This window comes from Limnohabitans sp. (assembly GCF_044373035.1).
In the GTDB taxonomy this organism is placed as follows: domain Bacteria; phylum Pseudomonadota; class Gammaproteobacteria; order Burkholderiales; family Burkholderiaceae_C; genus Limnohabitans_A.
The window spans coordinates 1-23,118 of the sequence record NZ_JBILQU010000012.1 but is presented as its reverse complement, the minus strand read 5'-3'; the positions used below and the strand labels follow the sequence as shown (position 1 = coordinate 23,118).

General features: G+C 62.4%; 25 protein-coding genes. 11 read left to right on the top strand and 14 right to left on the bottom strand.

Annotation, left to right across the window (positions count from 1 at the left end):
• Window positions 1–24: 24 nt before the first annotated feature.
• From ACIQ47_RS03605 to ACIQ47_RS03585, 5 genes are all read right to left on the bottom strand, one after another.
• Window positions 25–903: a pirin family protein gene (locus ACIQ47_RS03605; protein ID WP_396436881.1), complete on the bottom strand. Its 879-nt coding sequence runs from the start codon at window positions 901–903 to the stop codon at window positions 25–27.
• A gap of 28 nt (window positions 904–931) precedes the next feature.
• Window positions 932–1,309, bottom strand: a complete 378-nt coding sequence (locus ACIQ47_RS03600) for a VOC family protein (protein WP_396436880.1) — start codon at window positions 1,307–1,309, stop codon at window positions 932–934.
• 100 nt (window positions 1,310–1,409) lie between these two features.
• Window positions 1,410–2,138, bottom strand: a complete 729-nt coding sequence (locus ACIQ47_RS03595; protein ID WP_396436879.1) for a tRNA-uridine aminocarboxypropyltransferase — start codon at window positions 2,136–2,138, stop codon at window positions 1,410–1,412.
• A 14-nt stretch (window positions 2,139–2,152) separates the two neighbouring features.
• Window positions 2,153–3,034 carry a PA4780 family RIO1-like protein kinase gene (locus ACIQ47_RS03590; RefSeq protein ID WP_396436878.1) on the bottom strand — a complete coding sequence of 294 codons (882 nt, stop codon included), beginning with the start codon at window positions 3,032–3,034 and terminating at the stop codon, window positions 2,153–2,155.
• A gap of 9 nt (window positions 3,035–3,043) precedes the next feature.
• Window positions 3,044–3,295, bottom strand: coding sequence for a hypothetical protein (locus ACIQ47_RS03585; RefSeq protein ID WP_396436877.1), 252 nt, complete (start codon window positions 3,293–3,295; stop codon window positions 3,044–3,046).
• Window positions 3,296–3,481: 186 nt separating this feature from the next.
• On the opposite strand from ACIQ47_RS03585, the gene ACIQ47_RS03580 reads away from it, so the two are divergent.
• Window positions 3,482–4,288 carry an SDR family NAD(P)-dependent oxidoreductase gene (locus tag ACIQ47_RS03580; protein ID WP_396436876.1) on the top strand — a complete coding sequence of 269 codons (807 nt, stop codon included), beginning with the start codon at window positions 3,482–3,484 and terminating at the stop codon, window positions 4,286–4,288.
• 94 nt (window positions 4,289–4,382) lie between these two features.
• Window positions 4,383–4,793, top strand: coding sequence for a lactoylglutathione lyase (gene gloA / locus ACIQ47_RS03575; protein WP_396436875.1), 411 nt, complete (start codon window positions 4,383–4,385; stop codon window positions 4,791–4,793).
• Here gloA and eda read toward each other — a convergent pair.
• The 3 genes from eda to ACIQ47_RS03560 all read right to left on the bottom strand — a co-directional run bounded on the left by eda (window position 4,778) and on the right by ACIQ47_RS03560 (window position 7,685).
• Window positions 4,778–5,431 carry a bifunctional 4-hydroxy-2-oxoglutarate aldolase/2-dehydro-3-deoxy-phosphogluconate aldolase gene (eda, locus tag ACIQ47_RS03570; protein WP_396436874.1) on the bottom strand — a complete coding sequence of 218 codons (654 nt, stop codon included), beginning with the start codon at window positions 5,429–5,431 and terminating at the stop codon, window positions 4,778–4,780. The genes gloA and eda overlap by 16 nt on opposite strands.
• Entirely contained in the window at window positions 5,422–7,263 is a 1,842-nt protein-coding gene (gene edd / locus ACIQ47_RS03565) for a phosphogluconate dehydratase (RefSeq protein WP_396436873.1), read from the bottom strand. The genes eda and edd overlap by 10 nt, the downstream gene beginning before the upstream one ends.
• Before the next feature lie 167 nt (window positions 7,264–7,430).
• The gene (locus ACIQ47_RS03560; RefSeq protein WP_396436872.1) at window positions 7,431–7,685 is read right to left on the bottom strand and encodes a hypothetical protein; all 255 of its coding nucleotides are present in this window, start codon (window positions 7,683–7,685) and stop codon (window positions 7,431–7,433) included.
• A 51-nt stretch (window positions 7,686–7,736) separates the two neighbouring features.
• Here ACIQ47_RS03560 and ACIQ47_RS03555 point away from each other — a divergent pair, with 51 nt between their 5' ends.
• Together ACIQ47_RS03555 and pdxH are read left to right on the top strand one after the other, a co-directional pair.
• Window positions 7,737–8,351: a gamma-glutamylcyclotransferase gene (locus ACIQ47_RS03555; RefSeq protein WP_396436871.1), complete on the top strand. Its 615-nt coding sequence runs from the start codon at window positions 7,737–7,739 to the stop codon at window positions 8,349–8,351.
• Between the two features lie 136 nt (window positions 8,352–8,487).
• Window positions 8,488–9,120 (top strand): pyridoxamine 5'-phosphate oxidase, encoded by a 633-nt coding sequence (gene pdxH, locus ACIQ47_RS03550; protein WP_396436870.1) that lies wholly within the window; start codon window positions 8,488–8,490, stop codon window positions 9,118–9,120.
• Window positions 9,121–9,174: 54 nt separating this feature from the next.
• Here pdxH and ACIQ47_RS03545 read toward each other — a convergent pair whose 3' ends face one another.
• From ACIQ47_RS03545 to ACIQ47_RS03530, 4 genes are all read right to left on the bottom strand, one after another.
• Window positions 9,175–10,131 (bottom strand): AEC family transporter, encoded by a 957-nt coding sequence (locus ACIQ47_RS03545; RefSeq protein WP_396436869.1) that lies wholly within the window; start codon window positions 10,129–10,131, stop codon window positions 9,175–9,177.
• A gap of 73 nt (window positions 10,132–10,204) precedes the next feature.
• Window positions 10,205–10,414, bottom strand: coding sequence for a hypothetical protein (locus ACIQ47_RS03540; protein ID WP_396436903.1), 210 nt, complete (start codon window positions 10,412–10,414; stop codon window positions 10,205–10,207).
• Window positions 10,415–10,482: 68 nt separating this feature from the next.
• Window positions 10,483–11,016, bottom strand: a complete 534-nt coding sequence (gene msrA / locus ACIQ47_RS03535; protein ID WP_396436868.1) for a peptide-methionine (S)-S-oxide reductase MsrA — start codon at window positions 11,014–11,016, stop codon at window positions 10,483–10,485.
• A gap of 27 nt (window positions 11,017–11,043) precedes the next feature.
• Window positions 11,044–11,934, bottom strand: a complete 891-nt coding sequence (locus tag ACIQ47_RS03530; RefSeq protein WP_396436867.1) for a LysR family transcriptional regulator — start codon at window positions 11,932–11,934, stop codon at window positions 11,044–11,046.
• 101 nt (window positions 11,935–12,035) lie between these two features.
• Here ACIQ47_RS03530 and ACIQ47_RS03525 point away from each other — a divergent pair, with 101 nt between their 5' ends.
• The 7 genes from ACIQ47_RS03525 to ACIQ47_RS03495 all read left to right on the top strand — a co-directional run bounded on the left by ACIQ47_RS03525 (window position 12,036) and on the right by ACIQ47_RS03495 (window position 20,776).
• Window positions 12,036–13,223 (top strand): acyl-CoA dehydrogenase, encoded by a 1,188-nt coding sequence (locus ACIQ47_RS03525; RefSeq protein ID WP_396436866.1) that lies wholly within the window; start codon window positions 12,036–12,038, stop codon window positions 13,221–13,223.
• Window positions 13,224–13,355: 132 nt separating this feature from the next.
• Window positions 13,356–14,000, top strand: coding sequence for a TetR family transcriptional regulator (locus tag ACIQ47_RS03520; RefSeq protein ID WP_396436865.1), 645 nt, complete (start codon window positions 13,356–13,358; stop codon window positions 13,998–14,000).
• A gap of 27 nt (window positions 14,001–14,027) precedes the next feature.
• Window positions 14,028–15,203 carry an efflux RND transporter periplasmic adaptor subunit gene (locus tag ACIQ47_RS03515; RefSeq protein ID WP_296292407.1) on the top strand — a complete coding sequence of 392 codons (1,176 nt, stop codon included), beginning with the start codon at window positions 14,028–14,030 and terminating at the stop codon, window positions 15,201–15,203.
• Between the two features lie 13 nt (window positions 15,204–15,216).
• Window positions 15,217–18,372 (top strand): efflux RND transporter permease subunit, encoded by a 3,156-nt coding sequence (locus ACIQ47_RS03510; RefSeq protein ID WP_396436864.1) that lies wholly within the window; start codon window positions 15,217–15,219, stop codon window positions 18,370–18,372.
• 43 nt (window positions 18,373–18,415) lie between these two features.
• Entirely contained in the window at window positions 18,416–19,075 is a 660-nt protein-coding gene (locus ACIQ47_RS03505) for a protein-L-isoaspartate O-methyltransferase (protein WP_396436863.1), read from the top strand.
• An 8-nt stretch (window positions 19,076–19,083) separates the two neighbouring features.
• Window positions 19,084–19,413, top strand: a complete 330-nt coding sequence (locus ACIQ47_RS03500) for a rhodanese-like domain-containing protein (protein WP_396436862.1) — start codon at window positions 19,084–19,086, stop codon at window positions 19,411–19,413.
• 49 nt (window positions 19,414–19,462) lie between these two features.
• Entirely contained in the window at window positions 19,463–20,776 is a 1,314-nt protein-coding gene (locus ACIQ47_RS03495; protein WP_396436861.1) for a TolC family outer membrane protein, read from the top strand.
• A 59-nt stretch (window positions 20,777–20,835) separates the two neighbouring features.
• On the opposite strand, the gene ACIQ47_RS03490 is transcribed toward ACIQ47_RS03495, so the two are convergent.
• The gene (locus tag ACIQ47_RS03490) at window positions 20,836–22,161 is read right to left on the bottom strand and encodes a 3-deoxy-D-manno-octulosonic acid transferase (protein ID WP_396436860.1); all 1,326 of its coding nucleotides are present in this window, start codon (window positions 22,159–22,161) and stop codon (window positions 20,836–20,838) included.
• A gap of 5 nt (window positions 22,162–22,166) precedes the next feature.
• Window positions 22,167–23,118, bottom strand: a 952-nt coding sequence (locus ACIQ47_RS03485; protein ID WP_396436859.1) for a glycosyltransferase family 4 protein, incomplete at its 5' end; no start/stop codon positions are given.

The window sequence follows — 23,118 nt, the reverse complement described above, 5'->3', positions numbered from 1 at the left end:
CGCCAAATTGAATGCCTTTTATATTCAGGTCCGCTCCCCCAGCCGCCCATCCCGAAAATCCGCCAAGGCTTGGTAAATTTCTTCCTTGGTGTTCATGACAAACGGGCCGTACTGCACGATGGGTTGCTTGAGCGGTTGGCCCGCCACCAGGATGAGTTTGGTATCGGCACTGGCTTCGATCACCACACCATCGGCCTGCGGTGTGTTTTTCAAAATGGCCATGCGCTGCAGGGGCACGGCCTGCCCTGCGATGCGCACCTCGCCCCGGTACACGTACACAAAGGCGTTGTGGCCTTCGGGCAGTGTTTGCTCAAAACGTGCGCCCTGCGGCATGTGCACGTCCAGATAAACCGGTTGCGTGATCTCACGGGTCACGGCACCCTGCACGCCGTGGCTGCTGCCTGCGATCACCGTGACGGCCACGCCTTCGGGTGTCTGAAACTGCGGCAGCTGCGCGTTTTGGAAATCGCGGTACCAGGGCGCTTGCATTTTTTCGGAGCTGTGCAGGTTCAGCCAGAGCTGAAAGCCCTCCATCACGCCGTCGGCTTGCTGCGGGATTTCGGAGTGGATCACTCCTTGGCCTGCGGTCATCCATTGCACGCCGCCGTTTTGCAGCAGCCCTTCGTTGCCCGCGCTGTCGCGGTGCAGCATGCGCCCGGCGATCATGTAGGTCACGGTTTCAAAGCCCCGATGCGGGTGGTCCGGAAACCCGGCGATGTAGTCGTCCGGCTTGTCGCTGCCAAAGGCGTCCAGCATCAAAAACGGGTCGAGCCGGTGCTGCAGGTCTTGCGTGAGGATGCGGCTGAGCTTGACGCCCGCGCCATCCGACGTGGCCTGGCCGGTGACCAGGCGTTCGATGGTGCGCGAGACGTGCACGGCGTGTGGGTGGGCAGCTTCAGACACAACCGATCCTTTTCAAAAACCCAAACAATCAACCGGGACGGTGCAAGGCGCAGATTTTGTTGCCGTCGGGATCGCGCAGGTAGGCCAGGTAAAGCTTGCCTGCGGGGCCTTCACGCAAACCGGGTGGGTCTTCGCAAGTGGTGCCGCCGTTGGCCACACCGGCCGCGTGGAAGGCGTCGCCCTGCTCAGCCGACTTCACGGTGAAGCCAATGGTGCTGCCGTTGCCGTGGCAAGCCGGCTCGCCGTTGATGGGCGTGGTGATGGCAAAAGTGCCGGTGGGGCTGCGGTAGAAATAACGGTTGTTGTTGGCCACGCCCGGGCCATAACCCAAGGTGCCCAACACGGCGTCGTAAAACTTTTTAGACACTTCCAAGTCTTTCACACCCACCATCACATGACTGAACATTGTTTTCTCCAAGTAGACCCGTTGCCGGGCAAATTTATTGAGCGCTCATGGTAGCGGATGCCGCCCAAGCAGGCAGCGCGCCACTCTTTTCAACCCCAATTCAAGCCTGCTTCAATCCCTGCAAGCAAGTGTGCGCGGGCCCGTCCCACTGCGGCGGCAGCTGGTGCTTGGCTTGCAAATAATGGTGGGTATAAACGTCCAAGTAGGCCTCAAGGGTGTGGGCTGCGTGCGCCTCGCCCGCCAGCTCCAGGCACATGGCGGCCACTTCGCTGGTGCAAAAGTGGTCATCTCGCTGGGAGCGGCGCAACTGGTAGCGCGAGACCTGTTCGGGATTCAGGCTGAGCACGGGCAAGGCGTTCAGGTAGGGACTTTTGCGGAACATCTTGCGCGCTTCGGGCCAAGTGGCATCCAGCAAAATGAACAGCGGACGCTGACCACAAGGCAAAGGCTGCACCGCTTGCACCACCCGGTCGGGCTTTACAAATTCGCCCGGAAACACCACAAAAGCTTGCCACTGCGGATCAACCAACAGCGCCAACAAGGCCGGGTCCACCTCGGTGCGGGCCCAACCAAATGCAAAGGTGTCTGACACCACATCGGCGATCAACCAGCCGGTGTTGCTGGGCTTGAGGGGTTCGATGTCGGCCATGAGCAAACACATGCCCGATTGCGTGGCCACCTCGGGTCGCACACCGCACAGGCAGTGGCTGGGCACCAAGCGGCAGCCTGTGCAGCGCTCGCCCTTGATACCGCCACGCGCCAAGAAGGGTTTGGCGCTGCGGGCCAGGCGTTCAGCGCGCAGGCGCGAGACGGCGTGGGGCGCTTTCATGCCCGAAGCGTCCTTCAAGCCGCCGGCGTGGCCATGCGCAGTTGGCGGGCGGCTTCTTCGTCCCGCGCATCGTCGATCTCGCGCAGCACCGCGGCCATGTCCACATCGGCGGTGGACCGTTCAAAATGGCCCGTGAGCGGCGTCTCGTTGCTGAGCAACCCGGCTTGGTACAGGCTCCAGATTTCAGGGCCGAAGTCGGTCTTCAAAAGTGCAGGGGAAAATTGTCCGAAAAAGTCGCGCAGGTTGCCCACATCGCGCAGCAGCATGCGTTGCGCGTGGTTGTTGCCGGCCGCGTCCACCGCTTGGGGCAAGTCGATGATGACCGGCTCGTCCACGCCGGGCAGATCGCCCTCGCCGGGGACGTGCGCCAGCAAGATGTTGAACTCTGACAAGTCGCCATGCACCACGCCCGCACACAGCATGCGCACCACTTCACCGATCAGGGTGGCGTGGTGTTGCAGCGCTTGCGCGGGCGTGAAGGCCACATCGTTCAGGCGCGGCGCAGCGTCGCCGTGCGCGTCGGTGACCAGCTCCATGAGCAGTACGCCGTCAAAAAAGTTGAACGGCCGGGGCACGCGCACACCGGCTGCAGCCAAGCGGTAGAGCGCATCGACCTCGGCACTTTGCCAGGCGGCTTCTTGTTCTTGGCGGCCAAACTTGCTGCCCTTGGCCATGGCGCGGGCCGAGCGCGAGTTCTTGACTTTGCGGTTTTCGGTGTAATCCACCGCTTGCCGAAAGCTGCGGTGGGTGGCCTCTTTGTAGATCTTGGCGCAGCGGGTCTCTTCGCCGCAGCGCACCACAAAGACCATGGCCTCTTTGCCACTCATGAGCTGACGCACCACGGTGTCGATCAGGCCCTCTTCGACCAGGGCTTGCAGCCTCGGTGGTGCTTTCATGGGGCGGCTTCAGTGTTCAAGCAAGGCCCAGCCTGCGTGCTGGTTGGCCTTGTTGTTTTCGTATTCCCAGGCCGCGCCGCAGCGGTCGCAGCGGTAACGGGTGAAGCTGGCCTGGCCGTGGCCACGGTCTTCACGGCTGTGGGTGCCTTGCACCAGTTCGGCATGACCAGGGGCTTTGCGCCAATGGCGCTGAATGCCCGCGCAGGGTTCGCACAAATCGGGGGCAGCAGGCTTGGGAGCACTGGGGAATGACGGGGTCATGAAGGGGAATGTCCTGGACAATGCCTGAGCGGGCGATGCTTGCATTGTCGCTGCCTAAGGGCCTGGCAGCGCCTGAGCGTGACACGGACTGCAAAATATCTTCCCCCCGCTTGAATGTGACAGACCACCCCACCAGACTGTGGCAGCATGAACCCCAATTCAAACCAGCTGCCAGGAGACCAAGACATGCCCACCCCACCTACCCTGTCCAATGCCCTTTCCTTTGGCCTGCAAGGCCGCGTGGCCATCGTCACCGGCGCGGCCAACGGCATTGGCGAGGCCTGTGCCCGGCGCTTTGCCGCCGAAGGCGTCCATGTGGTGCTGGCCGATGTGAACAGCGAGCGCGGCACTGCCGTGGCGGCCGAATTGCGCAGCGCAGGCCACAGCGCGGGATTCATGGCCTGCGACGTCTCGCGCAAGGCCGATGTGGACGCCCTGGTGGACCATGTCCTGCAGGCCTTTGGCCGCATCGACGTGCTGGTCAACAACGCGGGCATCTTTCGGGCCGCCGACTTTCTGGACGTGACCGAAGAAGACTTCGACGCCGTGATCAACGTGAACATCAAGGGCTCGTTCCTGATGGGCCAGGCCGCAGCCCGTGCCATGAAAAGCACCGGGGGCGGCTCAATCGTCAACATGAGCTCGGTCAACGCGGTGCTGGCCATCCCCAACATCGCCAGCTACAACGTGAGCAAAGGCGGCATCAACCAACTGACGCGCGCCATGGCTTTGGCCCTGGCCGACTTCGGCATCCGCGTGAACGCGGTGGCACCCGGCACGATTGCCACCGAACTGGCCCGCCAGGCGGTGCTGACCAGCGAAGCGGCCGAGAAAAAAATCATGATGCGCACGCCCATGAAACGCCTGGGCGAACCCGACGAAGTGGCCAAGGTGGTGGCGTTTTTGGCCAGCGATGCGGCCAGCTACATCACGGGCGAGATCGTCACCGTGGACGGCGGGCGCATGGCACTGAACTACACCGTACCTGTATGAGTCCAAACCCTTTCATGCACTTATTGCCCTGCCCAGCAGCGTTGGTGACAATGCGGTGTGCAAACTTTTTTATTCACCCTCCAGGACTCCGACCATGAGACTTCTTCACACCATGCTGCGCGTGGGCAACCTTCAGCGCTCCATCGACTTCTATACCCACGTGATGGGCATGAAGCTGCTGCGCACCTCAGAAAACCCCGAGTACAAATACTCGCTGGCTTTCGTGGGTTACGGCAATAACCCCGACCATGCCGAGCTGGAATTGACCTACAACTGGGGCACAGAAAGCTACGAGATGGGCACGGCCTATGGCCACATCGCCCTGGGCGTGCCCGATGCCTATGCCGCTTGCGAAAAAATCAAAGCGGCTGGCGGCAAGGTCACACGCGAAGCCGGCCCCGTCAAAGGCGGCAGCACCGTGATCGCCTTTGTGACCGACCCGGATGGTTACAAGGTCGAGCTGATCCAACGGGCCGAGTACGCAGCGGGTCAGGGCTTGCGCTGAATCTGACTGGCCGCGCGCGCCAGCGCTTCAATGCGTGCCCAATCGCCTTGGGCCAGCGCGTCAGCGGGCACCAGCCATGAGCCGCCCACACAAGCCACATTGGGCAGACTCAAAAAGTCTTGCGCATTGGCTGCGGTCACGCCACCCGTAGGGCAAAACTTCACATCAAAGAACGGACCGCTCCAGGCCTTGAGCATGGCGGGGCCACCCGCTTGCATGGCGGGGAAGAACTTGAGTTCGGTGTAACCGTCTTCTTGCGCCATCATGATTTCGCTGCCAGTGGCCACTCCGGGCAGCAATGACAAACCATGGTCGCGGCAGGCCTGGCCCACCGTTTTGGTGTAACCGGGGCTCACCGCAAAACGAGCACCCGCTTTGGCCGCTGCGGCCGCATCGGCGGCGCTGCGCACCGTGCCCGCACCGACCACGGCTCCGGGCACTTCTTTGGCAATGGCTTCCATGCAAGCCAGCGCCTGCGGGGTGCGCAGCGTGACTTCGAGCATGCGGATGCCGCCCGCCACCAGGGCGCGGGCCATGGGCACGGCATGGGCCACGTCGGTCAGCACGATCACCGGGATCACGGGGGCGTCCTGCATGACTTGCAGGGCGGTCAATCGACCCTTCAGATTCACAGCCATGTGCAGGCTCCTTCTTCGGCTTTGAGCGCGTTGCGGCGCAGGTTGGCAAACAAGTCGCGGCCCATGCCCACGCCGTTGGCGGCGCGCAGCTCGGCGGGCATGGCGGCCAGCGGACGGGCGGCCCACTCGGTTTCAGTCACCAGCACTTGCAAGGTGCCCGCTATGCCGTCCAAACGGATCAGATCGCCGTCTTGCACCTTGGCCAGTGGACCACCGGCAGCCGCTTCGGGGGACACATGGATGGCAGCCGGCACTTTGCCCGAGGCACCGCTCATGCGGCCATCGGTGACCAAAGCCACCTTGAAGCCTTTGCCTTGCAGCACGGCCAGCGGCGGCGTGAGCTTGTGCAGCTCGGGCATGCCGTTGGCTTGCGGGCCTTGCCAGCGGACAACACACACGACATCGCGGTCCAGCTCACCCGTCTTGAACGCGGCATGCAGCTCATCTTGCGAGCAGAAGACGCGAGCCGGCGCTTCAATGGTGTGAAAGGCCTCCGGTACAGCCGAGATTTTGATCACGCTGCGGCCCAGATTGCCTTGCAACAGCTTGAGGCCACCCGTTGCGCTGAACGGTCTGGAAGCCGGGCGCACCACGGTCTCGTCTTGGCTGGCCCCGATCTCGTTCCAAACCAGTTGACCATTTTGGGCAGACGGGATGCGGGTGAATTCACGCAGGCCGCCAGCGCGCACCGTGAGCACATCGGCGTGCATCAGGCCCGCATCGAGCAACTCGCGAATCACGTAACCGGGCCCGCCTGCGGCCTGGAACTGGTTCACGTCGGCGCTGCCGTTGGGGTACACGCGGCTCAGCAGCGGCACCACGTCCGACAGGGCAGAAAAGTCGTCCCAATCGATCACGATGCCCGCCGCACGCGCCACCGCCACCCAGTGGATCAGGTGGTTGGTCGAGCCGCCCGTGGCCAGCAAGGCGACCATGGCGTTGACGATGCAGCGCTCGTCGACCAAGCGGCCAATGGGGGTGAAGTTTTGGTCCTTGACCAGGGACAGCACCGTCCGTGCCGCTTCGCGGGTCAACTCAGCGCGCATGCCCTCACCCGGGTTGATGAAGGCCGTGCCGGGCACCTGCAGGCCCATGGCTTCGAGCAGCATCTGGTTGCTGTTGGCCGTGCCGTAAAAAGTACAAGTGCCTTCGCCGTGGTAGGCCTTCGATTCGGCTTCGAGCAGCTCGGGGCGGCCCACCAAGCCCAATGCGGCTTGTTCGCGCACTTTGGATTTTTCGTTGTTCGACAAGCCGCTGGTCATGGGGCCTGCGGGCACAAACACCGTGGGCAAATGGCCAAAATGCAAGGCCCCGATCAACAGACCCGGCACGATCTTGTCGCACACACCCAGCATCAGCGCGGCGTCAAACACATCGTGGCTGAGCGACACCGCCGTGGCCATGGCGATCACGTCGCGGCTGAACAAGCTCAACTCCATGCCGGGCGTGCCCTGCGTGACGCCATCGCACATGGCGGGCACGCCCCCAGCCACCTGGGCTGTGGCACCCAGCTTGCGCGCTTCGTCCTTGATGAGATCGGGGTAGTGCTGCAGCGGCGCATGGGCCGAGAGCAGGTCGTTGTAGGCGTTGACGATGCCGATGTTGGGGGCACGCGGGGCCACGACTTTGATCTTGTCGAGCGCCGTGGCGCGGCTCTTGTCGCCCTCCGGCATGGCGGCAAAGGCGTGGGCAACGTTGGCGCAGCCCAGGCGCTGGGCGCCGGGGTCTTGGCTGGCTGCAGCCTCGACTTGCTGCAAATAGGCTTGGCGGGTGGCGCTGCTGCGCTCGGTGATGCGGGCTGTGACGGCCACCAAAATCGGGTGAAGATTCATGTTTTGACGCCGGATGGGGCGTAGTAACTAAATTACATGACCGATGGTAACCGCGTTCCCCTGCTTCAGCGCGTTTGGCAGGTTACAGACAAGGTACAACTTGCTGACGACAGATGAGCGCCGTAAAAAAACCCGCCGAGGCGGGTTTTTGGCTGTCCCGTGACGTCTCACTTGGCAGAGGATGCATTCGCGGCGGCGGGCGCTGCGGCAGGCGCGGCAGAAGCGTCCGCTGCAGGCGCTGATGCGTCAGCGGCTGGCGCAGAAGCTTCGGCCGCTGGCGCTGTCACTGCCGCTGGCGCTGAAGGTGCTGCTTTTTTGCTTTTGGCAATGCCAAAGCCGACCGCCAGGCCCACAGCCAGCAAGACTGCTGCTGCCACAACGGCCAAAGCCACGGGTTGGTTGTCATCTTCTTGGGTCGACATGGGTTTTTTCTCCGAAAATAATGCAGACATTGTAATAGGGCCTCGTTGCACATGACCGACACCCACGCCGACACAACCCGGGCACCCGCCACTGACATGACACCTACGCACTTCAAGGGCGATTTGCTCGACCACTTCCGGGCGCAAACCGCCGGTCAGGATTTGTGGGTGTTTGGCTACGCCTCGCTCTTGTGGCGCCCCGAGTTCGAAGCCCAGGAGCAGCACCTCAGCCGCGTCTGGGGCTGGCACCGCGCCCTGAAAATGTGGAGCCGCCTGAACCGGGGCAGCCCCGAGTGCCCAGGTCTGGTGTTTGCCTTGTTGCCCGGCGGCAGTTGCCAAGGCGTGGCCTACCGGGTGGACCGAGACCAGGCTGATGCGGTGCTGGTGCGGCTGTGGGAGCGGGAAATGCCCATGGACGTCTACACCCCCAGCTGGCTGCCCTGTGCCACCCCACAAGGCACGGTACGGGCTTTGGCCTTCACATTGCCCCGCAGCAGCCCCAGCTACACGGGGCATTTGCCAGCCGAGCGCTATCGGCAAATTTTTCAGCAAGCTTGCGGCCGCTTTGGCACCACGCTGGACTATGCGATGCAGACCTACCGCAGCCTGCAAGAGCACGGCATCGAAGACCGGGCCTTGGCGACTTTGCTGCGCCACGCCGACTGAGCGTTGGGCGTTGAGGTTGGGCGTGGTGCGGACGACCCACCCGTAACGGTCAAAGCGCATGGCATCCCTTCAGCACAAAGGCCCCTGAATTGAGCAGACTCAAAGCCTCAAAAGGCCATATCCCTATACTTGCACCATGAACATTGCCGACCTGCGCAAGAGCTACGAAAAAGCCGAGCTCAACGAAAACGCCTCGCACGCCAACCCATTGGCTCAATTTGAGCAATGGCTGCAAGAGGCCATTGCATCCGAAGTGCCTGAACCCAACGCCATGACGCTGGCCACCGTGGCCAGCAACCTGCGCCCCAGTACGCGGGTGGTGCTGATCAAGGGCTGTGACGCGCGCGGCATCGTCTGGTACACCAATTACGACAGCCAAAAAGGTCAAGAGCTGGCGGGTAACCCCTTTGCGGCGTTGCAGTTCCACTGGGTTGAGCTTGAGCGCGTGGTGCGCATCGAAGGCCGTGTCGAAAAGGTCAGCGACAAAGAAAGCGACGCCTATTTCCACAGCCGCCCACTCGATTCACGCATTGGCGCATGGGCTTCACCACAAAGCCAGGTGATCGACGGGCGCGCCGTCCTGGTGACCAACGCCGCCAAATACGCAGCGCAATTCATGCTGCAACCGCCTCGCCCACCGCACTGGGGCGGCTACCGCCTGGTGCCCGACCAATGGCAGTTTTGGCAAGGCCGCAAAAGCCGTTTGCATGACCGGCTGCGTTACACACCCGCAGGCGATCAATGGCTGCGCGAGCGGCTGGCGCCCTGAGCGGATACGACGAACCAGCCTCAGACGGCAATGCGCCTGGCTGTCTTGGTGGGATCAGGCTGGCAACAAGGGCAGCAAGGCCATGGCGAGAGAGATGCCCAACAGGGCCATCAACGTCGAGATGGCCACGGCAGCGGTGACGGTGTCTTCTTCCTTGTGGTAACGCTGCGAGAACAAAAACACGTTGGCTCCAATAGGCAAAGCGGCGGCCACCACCATCACCGACAAGGCCAACCCGCGCATGCCCAAAGCCCAACCCATAGCCAACATGAGAACGGGGTGCAAAACGGTCTTGACCAAAGACAACCGCACAACTGCTGAGAGGTTTTTACCCACGGGGGTTTGTGACAACGTGATGCCCACCAGCACCAGCGCGATGGGGCCAAAGGCGCTGCCCAACAATTGCAAGGGTTTGTCCAGCACCGGGTGCAGACCCCAGCCAGTTTGCGCATACAGCAGGCCCACGATGATGGGCAACGGCACAGGGTGCAACACGGCGCTTCGGATGGCCTGCCCGACGGTGCGCCACAGTTGCCCTTTTTGGCCAGAAGCAGCGGCTTGCTCGCTGGCCATTTGCAACTCCAGCACCACGGTGGCCATGGTCAGCAGCACCAGGGCATGCAAGGAGATGAGGGTGAACAACAAAACCTGCCCCGCCCCACCATAGGCCAGGCCGATCAGGGGCACACCGATCATCAAGGTGTTGCTGAAGATGCCAGCCAGTGCCAACACCGAAGCGCGCGAATCGCGACCATAGGCGATCAACATGGCAAAAAACAGCACCGCCGCCACCAAAAAGTATTGGAACACCGGGCGCATGTCCAAGCGCTCCAGGTGCACCGAACTCATGGTGCGAAACAGCAGCGCTGGCGTCAGCACCAGAAACACCAGGTTGGACAAATCGCGCACCGACTCGGGCCGCATGAGCCGGACTCGCCCGGCCACAAAACCCACGCCGATCAAAAAGACCACAGGCAGCAGCGAAGACAAAACAGGGTGGTCAAAATTCATAAAGACGATGCTGGAAGGGGGCCAGCACTCGCCAGGCTCGCCGGAGTCACATGGGGCACTCAGGGTGCCGGCATCAATGGACGTGCTTCATGCCGCAGTACTTGCCCAGCGCCAAGCCTCGGCAAGCGGTTTGCAGCTCTTTGGTGCACTGCTCCGGTTTTTTGCCCGACTCCAGGCATTTGGCCGCCGCTTCGTGCGCCTCGGCCATGGCGCGGTGGCGTGCGATGTCCTGTTCGACTTCTTTTTTGCTGTGCTGGGCCAGGGCAACACAGGACAAGCTCATGGCGAAGATGAAAAAAGAAATGTGCTTCATAGGTTTTCTGGGTATTTGCTAAGCGGAGGGAGGGCGGCTCAATCGCGCACCAGCCGGGTGAATGTTTTCTTGAATTTGGCCACCTTGGGCGCGGCCACCGCCATGCAGTAGCCCTGGTAAGGGTTGCGCTCAAAAAAGTCTTGGTGGTATTCCTCGGCCGCGCTGTAGTTGGCGAGCGCCAGCACCTCGGTCACGATAGGCTGACCAAAAGCACGGGCAGCCGTCAACTCGGCGATCATCTCCCGCGCCTCTTCGGCCTGCTCGGGCGTGGTGAAGTAGATGCCGCTGCGGTATTGCGTACCCGCGTCGTTGCCCTGGCGGTTCAGCGTGGTCGGGTCGTGGATGACAAAGAAGATTTCCAGCAACTCGCGGGTGCTGACCTGCGCGGGGTCGTATTCAAGCTTGACCACCTCGTTGTGCCCGGTGCGCCCGGTGCACACCTGCTCGTAAGTGGGCGAGACAGTCTGGCCGTTGCAGTAACCCGACTCCACATCGGTCACGCCGCGCACCTTGACGTACACCGCCTCGGTGCACCAAAAGCAGCCGCCGCCTAAGATCAGGGTTTGGGTCATGTGGGTTCCTTGTTGAAGAGGTTTGAATTATCCGTGGGGCAGCAGCCCGCCCTGCACCGCCTGCACAAAATCCCCCAGCGCCGTCTGGTCTCGGTCGCTGCGCCACAGGCAGCGCGTGTCGTAGCGCACATCCACATCACGCAGCGGCACAAACACCGCACCTGCCAGCGCCGACTGCTGCAGGGCCTGCGGCACCATCGCCACACCCAGGCCTTGCGAGACCAAGGACACCACACTCAGCCAATGGCGCAACTCGTGCACCACCTGAGGCATCCAACCGGCCTGCTCGCACAGCATCAGGATGCGCTCGTGGTAATCGGGCGACACCGTGCGGGACACCACCACCAGGTCTTGCCCGGCCAGCTCACCCAGGCCGATGCTGGCCGCCCCCGCCAACGGGTGGCTGGCAGGCAAACACGCCAACAAGGGCTGGCTGGCCACCAAAATTTGCTCGAAACCTTGCGGCACGCGGGGCGTGTGCACAAAGCCCACATCCAGGCGCTCGCGCAGCAAGTCTGACAACTGCTCGGACGAGCTCAGCTCGCGCAGCACCAAACGCAAACGCGGGTGGCTGACTTGAAAGCGGCTGAGGATTTGCGGCAGGCCGCAATACAACATGGTCCCGGCAAAACCGATGTGCAGCTGGCCCGATTGACCCTCGGCCACATCGCGCGCCTCTCGTGCTGCGGCGCTGGCCTGCGCCAGCAAGGCACGGGCAGCGGGCACAAACGCTTGGCCCGCCGCCGTGAGCTGCACGCCCCGGCTGTTGCGGGTGAACAGCTGAGCCCCCACCGAGGCTTCGAGCTGCTGAATGTTCAGGCTGAGCGGCGGCTGCGAGATAGACAGACGCTGGGCCGCACGGCCAAAGTGCAGCTCTTCGGCCAGCATGAGGAAATAGCGCAGGTGACGAAATTCCATGAATTAAAATAATGTATTGATGAATAGGCAATCAATATTAGACAACTATTCATCTCAGCCTGACAATCGGTTTCAAGATTTTTTTCACGGAGACACCCACCATGGCCGCCACCAAAAACACCTTCAACTGGGAAGACCCCTTTCAGCTCAGCGCTCAACTCACCGCTGACGAGCGTCAGGTGCAAGAAGCCGCCCGCGCCTATTGCCAAGATCGCCTGCTGCCCCGCGTGACCGATGCCTTTTTGAATGAGACCACCGACGTGGCCATCTTTCGCGAGATGGGCGAGCTGGGCCTTTTGGGTGCCACCATCCCCGAGCAGTACGGCGGCGCGGGCCTGAACTACGTCTGCTACGGCCTGGTGGCACGCGAAGTCGAGCGTGTGGACTCGGGCTACCGCTCGATGATGAGCGTGCAGTCGTCTTTGGTGATGTTGCCCATCCATGACTTTGGCTCTGAAGCGCAAAAACAAAAATACCTGCCCAAGCTGGCCCGTGGCGAGTGGATCGGCTGCTTTGGCTTGACCGAACCCAACCATGGCTCCGACCCCGGCAGCATGATCACCCGTGCCAAGAAGGTGCCCGGCGGCTACAGCCTGTCCGGTGCCAAGATGTGGATCACCAACAGCCCGATCGCCGATGTGTTCGTCGTCTGGGCCAAGGACGACGGCGGCCAGATCCGCGGCTTCATTTTGGAAAAGGGCTGGAAAGGCCTCTCCGCCCCCGCCGTGCACGGCAAGGTGGGCTTGCGCGCCTCCATCACCGGCGAAATCGTCATGGACGAAGTGTTTTGCCCTGAGGAAAACGCCTTCCCCGAAGTGCGCGGCTTGAAAGGCCCGTTCACTTGCCTGAACAGCGCCCGCTACGGCATCGCCTGGGGCGCTCTGGGCGCTGCCGAAGACTGTTACACCCGCGCCCGCCAGTACGTGATGGACCGCCAACAGTTTGGCCGCCCCTTGGCCGCCAACCAGCTGATCCAGAAGAAGCTGGCCGACATGCTGACCGAAATCAGTTTGGGCCTGCAAGGCTGCCTGCGCCTGGGCCGCATGAAGGACGAAGGCACCGCCTCGGTGGACCTGACCTCCATCCTCAAGCGCAACAGCTGCGGCAAGGCCCTGGACATCGCCCGCATGGCGCGCGACATGATGGGCGGCAACGGCATCAGCGCCGAATACGGCGTGGCCCGCCACCTGGTGAACCTGGAAGTGGTCAACACCTATGAAGGCACACACGATGTGCACGCCCTGATTTTGGGCCGCGCGATCACCGGGATTCCTGCTTTCTCAAACTGAGGCTTGGCTTTCAACAAGCAAAAGGCTGCGCATGGGCAGCCTTTTTTTTGTTGCGGGCCCAAAGTGCGCTTGCGCCTTGACGAAGACGCGCACAAACCGTACATTACTAACCACTCAGTCATTAAATCACCCGTGAGCAACGCCAACCCCCACGCCCCCCACAAACGCGAACGACGCAAACAAGACCGCCCGGGCGAATTGCTTGAAGCAGCGCTGGACTTGTTTGTGGAAAAAGGCTTTGCCGCCACCCGTGTCGAAGAGGTCGCCTTGCGGGCTGGCGTGTCCAAAGGGACTTTGTTTTTGTACTTTCCCAGCAAGGAAGAACTGTTCAAGGCCGTGGTCCGCGAGAACGTGGTCGCCCCCGTGGCCCAAGGCGCGGCCGAGGTGGCACAGTTTCAAGGCAGCGCCAGCGAATTGATCGAGTGGATGATGCTGCAGTGGTGGCGGCGCTACGGCGCGACCAAGGCCTCGGGCATTTCTAAACTGGTGATGAGCGAGGCCAACAACTTTCCGGACCTGGCTGATTTTTTTCGCACCGAAGTCATCACGCCCGCCCACGCTTTGGTGCGCAGCGCCCTGCAGCGTGGCATTGACCGGGGTGAGTTCCGCGCCGTCCATGTAGAACTGGCACTGCACTCGGTCATGTCCCCTTTGCTGTTTTTGGTCATGTGGAAGCACTCCATGGGGCCGTGCTGCCCCAGCCATGAGCAAATTGACCCGGAAGCCTTCATTTCACAGCATGCACAATTGTTGGCCCGAGGCCTTTCAAAACCCTGATCCTCACCGGATCACACCCGTCTCACCATGAAAAAATCAACCCGCTGGATCCTCTCGACCGTGGCTGTGGCCGCACTCGTTGCAGGCGGTGCCCGCTGGGCCAGCCAGCGCCAAACCGCCACCGCCCCGACAGCGCCCACAGCCGCCGCGGTGCCCAGCATCGAGCTGGCCGCCTCCGACGTGTTCACAGCCCAGACCCAAACCCTGAGCTTGGGCATCGCCGTATCAGGCGCCCTCAAGGCCACCCAAAGCGCCGTGGTCAAGGCCCGTGTGGCCGGTGAGCTGCAAGAACTGAGCGTGCGCGAAGGTGACCGGGTGCAAGCTGGCCAGGTGATCGCCCGTATCGAACCGAACGAGTACCAAGCGCGTGTGCGCCAGGCGCAGCAGCAAGCCGATTCGGCCAAAGCCCAAGTGGACATTGCCCAGCGCCAGTTTGACAACAACCAGGCCCTGGTGAACCAAGGCTTCATTTCGCAAACCGCCCTGCTCAACTCCCAGGCCAGCCTGAACGGGGCCAAGGCCACGCACGCAGCGGCACTGGCGGCGCTGGACTTGGCCGACAAGTCACTGGCCGACGCCACGCTGCGCTCGCCCCTGACGGGTGTGGTGGCGCAGCGCCTGGTCCAACCTGGCGAGCGCGTGGCCATCGAGGCCCGGCTGGTCGAGGTGATCAACCTCTCGCAACTGGAGATGGAAGCCGCCCTGACAGCCGAAGACGCCAGCCGCGTGCGGGTGGGCATGACAGCGCAGTTGCAGGTGGAAGGCGTGGCCCAGCCGGTGTCGGCCAAAGTCTTGCGCATCAACCCCAGCGCCCAAACGGGCAGCCGCAGCGTCGTGGTTTACTTGGGCATCCAAGGCCGTGAAGGCTTGCGCCAAGGCTTGTTTGCACAGGGCAGCTTGGGCACGCAAAGCCTGCAAGTGCTGGCCGTGCCCGTGAGCAGCGTGCGCACCGACAAACCGCAGCCCTATGTGCAGGTGGTGCAGGAAGGCAAGGTCGCGCACATCACGGTACGGACCGGCGAGCGCAGCGAAGGTGAGCGACAAAACCTGGTGGCCGTGGCCGGCGTGTCCGAAGGCCAGCAAGTGTTGTCGGGCAGCGTGGGGGCCTTGCGCGAGGGGGTTCAAGTCCGCTTCACGGCTGCGGCCAAGCCAGATTTGACCCCGGCTGCAGCGCAGGCCACAGCCGCCAGCGCAGCGAAATAACAGGGTTGACAGCATGTGGTTCACCCGCGTCAGTTTGCAAAACCCGGTGTTTGCCACCATGGTCATGTTGGCCTTGGTGGTGATGGGCATCTTCTCCTTCCAGCGCCTCAAAGTCGATCAATTCCCCAACATCGACTTTCCGGTGGTGGTCATCAGCACCGAATACCCCGGGGCCTCGCCAGAGATTGTGGAGAGCGAAGTCTCCAAAAAGATCGAAGAAGGCGTCAACTCGATCGCCGGCATCAGCACCCTGACCTCGCGCAGTTACGAAAACCAGTCGGTGGTGATCATGGAGTTCCAGCTGCAAATCGACGGCCGCAAAGCGGCGGAAGATGTGCGCGAAAAAGTCGCCTCGCTGCGCCCCCTGCTGCGCACCGAGGTCAAAGAACCCCGGGTGCTGCGTTTTGATCCCTCGAGCCGCGCCGTATGGTCGCTGGCCGTCATACCGGAGGGTGACAAACTCAGCGCAGTGGAGTTGACCAATTGGTCCGAGCAAGTGCTCAAAAAGCGTCTGGAAAACGTGCGTGGTGTGGGCTCGGTCACCTTGGTGGGCGGCAGCAAACGCGAAATCAACCTGTATTTGAACCCGGCCAACATGGAGGCCTTGGGCGTGACCGCCGAGCAGGTGGTGGCCGCTGTGCGCAACGAGAACCAGGACTTGCCCGTGGGCGCGATCCGCTCGCTGGAGCAAGAGCGCATGGTGCAGATCAGCTCGCGCATGGAGCGGCCCGAGGACTTTGGCCGCATCATCGTAGCCCGCAAAAACGGCACCCCCATACGCTTGTCGCAAGTGGCCACGGTGAAAGACGGCGCACAAGAGCTGGAAAACCTGGCGCTCTACAACGGCCAGCGCACGCTCTTGATGTCGGTGCAAAAGTCGCAAGATGAAAACACCATCCAGGTGGTCGATGGCTTGGTCAAGGCCGTGGCCGAGTTGAAAGGCCAGCTGCCGCCGGGCCTGCGGCTTGAACCCATCACCGACAACTCGCGGCCCATCCGCGTGTCGGTGAACAACGTGCGCCAGACCCTGATCGAGGGGGCCATCCTCACGGTGCTGATCGTGTTTTTATTCCTCAACTCCTGGCGCTCGACGGTCATCACGGGGCTGACGCTGCCGATCTCGCTGATCGGCACTTTCATGTTCATGCAGATGTTCGGCTTCACCATCAACATGATCACGCTGATGGCGCTCAGCCTGTGCGTGGGCCTGCTGATCGACGACGCCATCGTGGTGCGCGAAAACATTGTGCGCCATGTGCAAATGGGCAAGAACGCCTACAAGGCCTCTTTGGAGGGCACCCAAGAAATTGGCCTGGCCGTGCTGGCCACCACCTTGTCCATCGTGGCGGTGTTCTTGCCGATCGGTTTCATGGAAGGCATCATCGGCAAGTTCTTCCACGAGTTCGGCATCACCATCGTGGCGGCCGTGATGATTTCGATGTTTGTGAGCTTCACGCTCGACCCCATGCTCTCGAGCATCTGGCACGACCCGGCCATCGACGCGCATGGCAAAAACCAAACGCCTGTCAACTGGTACGACAAAAGCATTGGCCGCGTGACCGGCTGGTTTGACCGAGGCACCGAACGCTTGGCCGATGGCTACCAGGGCATCTTGCGCTGGGCGCTGGTGCACAGAAAGTCCACCGTGTTTCTGGCGCTGGGTATTTTTGTAGCCAGCGTGTTCATGGTCCGTCTGCTGGGCACCGAGTTCGTGCCCAAAGCTGATTTTTCTGAAACCTCGGTCAAGTTCGAAACTCCGGTGGGCACTTCGCTCGAAGCCACCGAGGCCAAAACTCGCCAGGTCGAGGCCATCCTGCGTGACTTCCCGGAAGTGCGCTACACCGTCAGCACCATCAACACCGCCAATGCGCAGGGCAAGAACAACGTCAACCTGTACATCCGACTGGTGGACCGCAAAAACCGCAACCGCAACGCCGACCAGATGTCGGCCGTTCTGCGCGAACGCCTGAAACAAGTGCCCGGCATCGCGGTCACGCACGCCGGTTTGCTCGACGCGATTGGCGGCAACAAGCAAGTGGAGTTTTCGCTGCAAGGCCCCGACCAAAAAGAGCTGGAGCGCCTGGCGCTGCTGGCCTTGGCCAAGGTGCAGGGCATCCCCGGCTTGGTGGACCTGGACTCCAGCGTGAAACCCAACAAGCCCGTCATCGGCGTCGAGGTGCTGCGCGACGCGGCATCGGACCTGGGCCTGGGCACGGCGCAATTGGCGGGGCCTTTGCGCACTTTGGTGGCGGGGCAAACCGTGGGCAACTGGCGTGCCCCCGACGATCAGACCTACGACGTGAACGTGCGCCTGGCACCCGAGGCCCGCAACAGCCCGCAAGACCTGGAACGATTGCCCTTCATGGTGGCACCCGCTGCCGATGGCAGCCCACGCATCGTGCGCCTGGGCCAGGTGGCCAAGGTCAGCGAAACCACCGGCTCCAACCAGATCAACCGCCGCGACATGATGCGCGAAGTGGCCATCAACGCCAACGTGTTCGGACGCTCCGCAGGCGAGGTCTCGGCCGATGTACGCAAAGCCATGGACAGCCTGAACCTGCCGCCCGGCTACCGCTACAGCTTTGGTGGCTCGACCAAAAACATGGGCGAGTCTTTCAGCTACGCTTTGTCAGCCCTGGCCATGGCGGTGATCTTCATTTACATGATTTTGGCCAGCCAATTCAAAAGCTTCTTGCAGCCCTTGGCTTTGATGACCTCCTTGCCACTGACCTTGATTGGCGTGGTGCTGGCCTTGATGGCTTTTCGCTCGACCTTGTCGATGTTTTCCCTCATCGGCGTGATCATGCTCATGGGCCTGGTGACCAAAAACGCCATCTTGCTGGTGGACTTTGCCATCCGCGCCCGCGAGGACGGCCTAGAGCGCAGCGAAGCGCTGCTGCTGGCGGCCAAGGTGCGGCTGCGCCCCATCTTGATGACCACTTTGGCCATGATCTTTGGCATGGTGCCGCTGGCCTTTGCGCTGAGCGAAGGCGCCGAGCAACGCGCGCCCATGGGCCAGGCCGTCATCGGCGGGGTCATCACCTCCTCCTTGCTGACGCTGGTGGTGGTGCCGGTTGTGTACTGCTACATGGACGATCTGGCCCAATGGCTGCGTGCCAAGGCAGGCTTGACCCCGGCCCGTCAGGCTCAGGACACGCGTGCCCCTTAAAATCAACAGATATTTGACCAAGACCCCCGCAGGAGTAAAAAAAATGGATCTGAACCAGGCCCGCTTCAACATGATTGAGCAGCAAATCCGCCCCTGGGAAGTGCTGGACCCGCACGTGCTGGCGCTGCTGTCCACCGTTCGCCGCGAAGACTTTGTGCCCCTGGCGCACAAGGCTTTGGCTTTCGTCGACATGGAGATACCGTTGGGCACCCTGCCCCACCAGGTCATGCTCGCCCCGCGCGTGCAGGCGCGGTTGCTGCAAGACCTGGCTGTGCAAAAAACCGACAAGGTGCTGGACATCGGCACCGGTTCGGGCTTCATGGCCGCCTTGCTGGCGCATCAGGCGGTCAACGTGCTGAGCCTGGAGATCGACCCGGCTTTGGCCGCGCAGGCCCAAACCAACTTGCAAAGGGCCGGTGTGACCAACGTGGTGGTGCGCACAGCCGATGGCAGCCAAGGCGCTGCCGCCGACGGTCCGTTTGACGTGATCCTGATCAGTGGATCCGTGGCCGAAGTGCCCGCCGCCTTGATGCAGCAACTCTCTGTGGGGGGGCGCCTCGCCGCCATCGTGGGCGACGAACCGATGATGCGCGCCACCCTCATCAACCGCACCCACGACAACAGCTGGACCACCACCGAGCCATGGGACTGCAACGCGCCACGCCTGTCCGGCTTTGTCGAGCCTTCGCGCTTTAAATTCTGAGACGCCCCATGCAGCAAATCTATCCAGCCCAAATCGCTGATTGGGCCAGCCAACAGGACCAGCGCCCCGTCTTGCTCGATGTGCGCGAGGGCTGGGAAGTGCAAACCGCCAGCGCCCAGCCTGAAGGCATGGACCTGCTGCACATCCCCATGCAAACCATCCCGGCACGCTTGCACGAATTGGACAAAACCCGCCCGATTGCTTGCCTGTGTCACCACGGCTCGCGCAGCATGCAAGTGGCCAGCTTCTTGATGCAGCACGGCTTTGAGGTGGTCAATGTGGCCGGGGGCATTCATGCCTGGTCTGCGCAAGTGGACCCCAGCATCCCCGTTTATTGAACCAACTTTTGGCCCCCTGTGGTACCGCCATTTTTTACAAAGACACGCCATGAAACTGCGCACCCTGCCCCTGACTTTGGCCCTGATGACCGCCTTTGCAGGCACCGCACAGGCCCAAAGCCTGGCCACCCTGTACCAGGCGGCCAAAAGCCACGACGCCACGTTCAAGGCCGCGCGCTCGCAGTATGAAGCCGCGCTGGCCAAGGCCGACCAAGCCAGAGCCTTGCTGCGGCCCACAGCGGGTTTAGGGGGCAATCTGTCCGAGAGCAATCTGGACAACCAATCCAACGCCATGGGCAGTGGAGCGTTTGGCACCTTGAACCTGTCGGTCAGTGGCAGCCAACCACTTTATCGCCCGGCCAACCTGGCCAGCTTTTCACAAGGCATGAAACAAGTTGACTTGGCACAGGCCCAGCTCAAAGCGGCCGAGCAGGAACTGATGGTTCGCACCAGCCAAGCCTACTTTGACGTGCTGACGGCGCAAGAAAGCCTGAGCTTCGTCCAGGCACAAAAGACAGCCGTGTCTGAACAGCTGGCCGCGGCCAAGCGCAACTTCGAAGTCGGCACCGCCACCATCACCGACACGCGTGAAGCCCAGGCCCGCTTTGACCTGGTCACAGCGCAAGAAATCGCCGCCGACAACGACCTGCAGGTCAAACGGCTGGCACTCGACCAAACCGTGGGCACCGCCCAGGTCAAGCCCCTGGGCTTGCAAGCCGAGGCCGACATCGCCCGTCTGCACAGCGGAACCATCGATTCATGGGTGGCCCAATCTGAAACCAACAACACCAGCCTGACACAGGCCCGCATTGCACTTGAAGTGGCTCAACTGGAAATCGACAAAGCCAAAGCCGCCCTCAAGCCCACCGTGGACCTGAACGCCAGCTATGGCCTGACGCGCTACCGCAATGGCGCGCTCACTCAGCCCAACACCAATGTCGCCACGATCGGGGTGGCCTTCAACATGCCGCTTTACACCGGCCAAGCCAGCCAAAACCGAATCCTGGAAACCGTGGCCCTGCAAAACAAAGCCCGCAACGAACTGGACGCTGCCCAGCGCAACGTGGCCCAAGCCACCCGCACCGCCTTTTATGGCGTGCAATCAGGCCTGAGCCAGATCAAGGCCTTGCAAGCGGCCGAAGCCTCCAGCCAAAGCGCCCTGGACGCCAACAAACTGGGCTACCAAGTGGGCGTGCGCATCAACATCGACGTGCTCAACAGCCAAAGCCAGCTGTTCCAGACCAAACGCGACCTGGCCAAGGCCCGCCACGATGTGCTGCTGGGCCAGTTGCGTCTGCGCCAGTCCAGCGGCACTTTGCAAGACGCCGATTTGCAGGCGGTCAGCGGCTTGCTGCAAAAATAAGCGGCATCGCCCTGCCGCCGGGGGCGACAAAGTTCTTGGCTTTCTAGGTCGGTAGCACTTCAGAGCAGTCCGGCGATGGCCTGTGCATAGCGCTTGGCAGCGCCCCGGCTTTGGGCCACCAAATCCAGCCCTTCTTGGCGGGCGATGGCCAGATCAGTGGGTTGGCGCAGCCAAGCCAGCACTTGGTCCAACGCACCATCCATGTCACTGACCCGGGCTGAGGCCCCCGCTTGTTCTGCGTTGTGGGCGGCTTCGGTAAAGTTGAAGGTGTGCGGGCCCATGATGACCGGGCAACCAAAGGCGAAGGCCTCAATCAGATTTTGTCCGCCCAAAGGCATGAAACTGCCGCCCAGCAAGGCCATGTCGGCGCTCTGAAAATACACCGGCATTTCGCCCAAGCTGTCGCCCAGCCAAACGGGCACCTTGTCGGCTTGAAAAGGCAGCGTTTGACCCAAGTCCCAGTTCGAGCGACGAACAACACTCAGACCCTGCGCAGCCAACACATCGTGGACTTCATCAAAGCGCTGAGGGTGCCTGGGCACCAACAACCAGACCACGCCCGCCGCCCGGAACGCGGCCAAGCGATCCGCCTTGGCCATCAAGGCCTGCAGCCACAGGGTCTCCTCACCTTCGCGGGTGCTGGCCAGCATGACCACCGGACACTGCACACCCTGGCGATGCCACTGTTGGCGCCAAACTTGGGCCAATGCCAACCCATCCGGCTGGGGCTGCACGTCAAACTTGAGGTTGCCCAACACCGCCTGCACCGTGGCACCCACTTGCCCAAGGCGGGCCGCGTCTTCCGGGCTTTGTGCCCACACCGCGCTCAAGCCCCGGTAAGCCGGACGCGACAGCAGCGACCAGCGCAAACCCGAGCGCAGTGACTTGTCGTTCAGCCTGGCATTGACCAGCGCCAAGGGCACCCGTGCCTGCGCGCAAGCTTGTACCAACACAGGCCAGACCTCGGTCTCCATCAGGATGCCCAGCCGGGGCCGGTGGTGCTGCAAAAAACGCCGGGTGGCCTCGGGTGTGTCCCATGGCAGCCAAGCTTGTGCATCGCCTGGGCGCAACAAGGACTGCCCCTGCGCCCAACCGGTGGCCGTGCTGTGGGTCAACAGCAAGCGCATGTCGGGCCAAACAGTGCGCAAGGCCTCAATCAGGATGGCCGCAGCCCGCGTCTCCCCCAAGGAGACGGCATGCAGCCAGATGCGCCCGGGCTCAGGCGCCAGGCCGTCGTACAAGCCAAAGCGCTCGGGCATGTGCATCAGATAACCAGGCTCTTGCAGGCCCCGGCGGCGAAGTTTGCGGCGCAGCAAGGGCTGCAAGGCACACATCATGACGCCGTAGGCCCACAGCGCCAGGCGTTCTGTCCAGGACAAGTCCATCCCCATCAAGACCGGGGGGCCTGGTCAAACAACTGCTGGTAGACCCGGCCAATGCCCTCGGCCTCCTTGGCCAACGAGAACACCTGCGACACCCGCTCGCGTGCGGCATGGCCCATCTGCACGGCAGTGGGCAAATCGGCCAACACGTGTTGCACGGCTTGGGCCAGACCGGGCGCATCGCCGGTATCGACCAGCTCGCCCGTGACGCCGGGCAGCACCAGTTGGTCAAACGCCCCGGTGCGCGAACACACCAGCGCACAGCCGGTGGCTGCCGCCTCAAAAGGGGTCAGGCCAAAGGGTTCGTAACGCGGGCAAGCCACGCAAAGCAGGCAACGCTGGTACCACCGGTGCACCTCGCCAGCGGGCACTTCGCCCAAAAACACGATGCGCTCAGACAGTCCCGCCTGAGCAATCTTGTCGATCAGGGCTTGTTGATAGGCCTGGTGCTGCGGCAGGGCCAGCCCGGCGATCACGGCTGTGGCACCCGGCAGATGCGGCAGCGCCTCGATCATGGCATCCACAAACACATCGCTGCCTTTGTCGGGCCGAACGCGGCCAAACACACCAATGCCGTAGCTGCCGGGCAGCCCTGAATCGGCCCAGGCCTTGAGCTTGTCAGGCGACGGCGCAAAACGCGACAGGTCAATGCCGTGGGGCACCACGGCCGTGGTGTTGGGCACAAACGAGGCCGCCAGCGGCGTGGTCGAGATGACCGCATCCATTTTGGAAATCAACCAGCGGGGAAACCGCCCATGCAAATGCTGTGCAGCCGAGGTGAAGACCAGTTTGATCGGCAAGCGCAGCACATCGCGGGCAAAAATGCCCAGCAGCATTTCAGGGTCACGCCGCACATGCCAGATGCGGAACGCCCGCCCGGGCGGCGGCTGGCGCGACAAGGCCAGGGCCTGCTTGGCCGTCATGCCCGCCACCCCATTGGACATGGTGGTGCCGCAATAG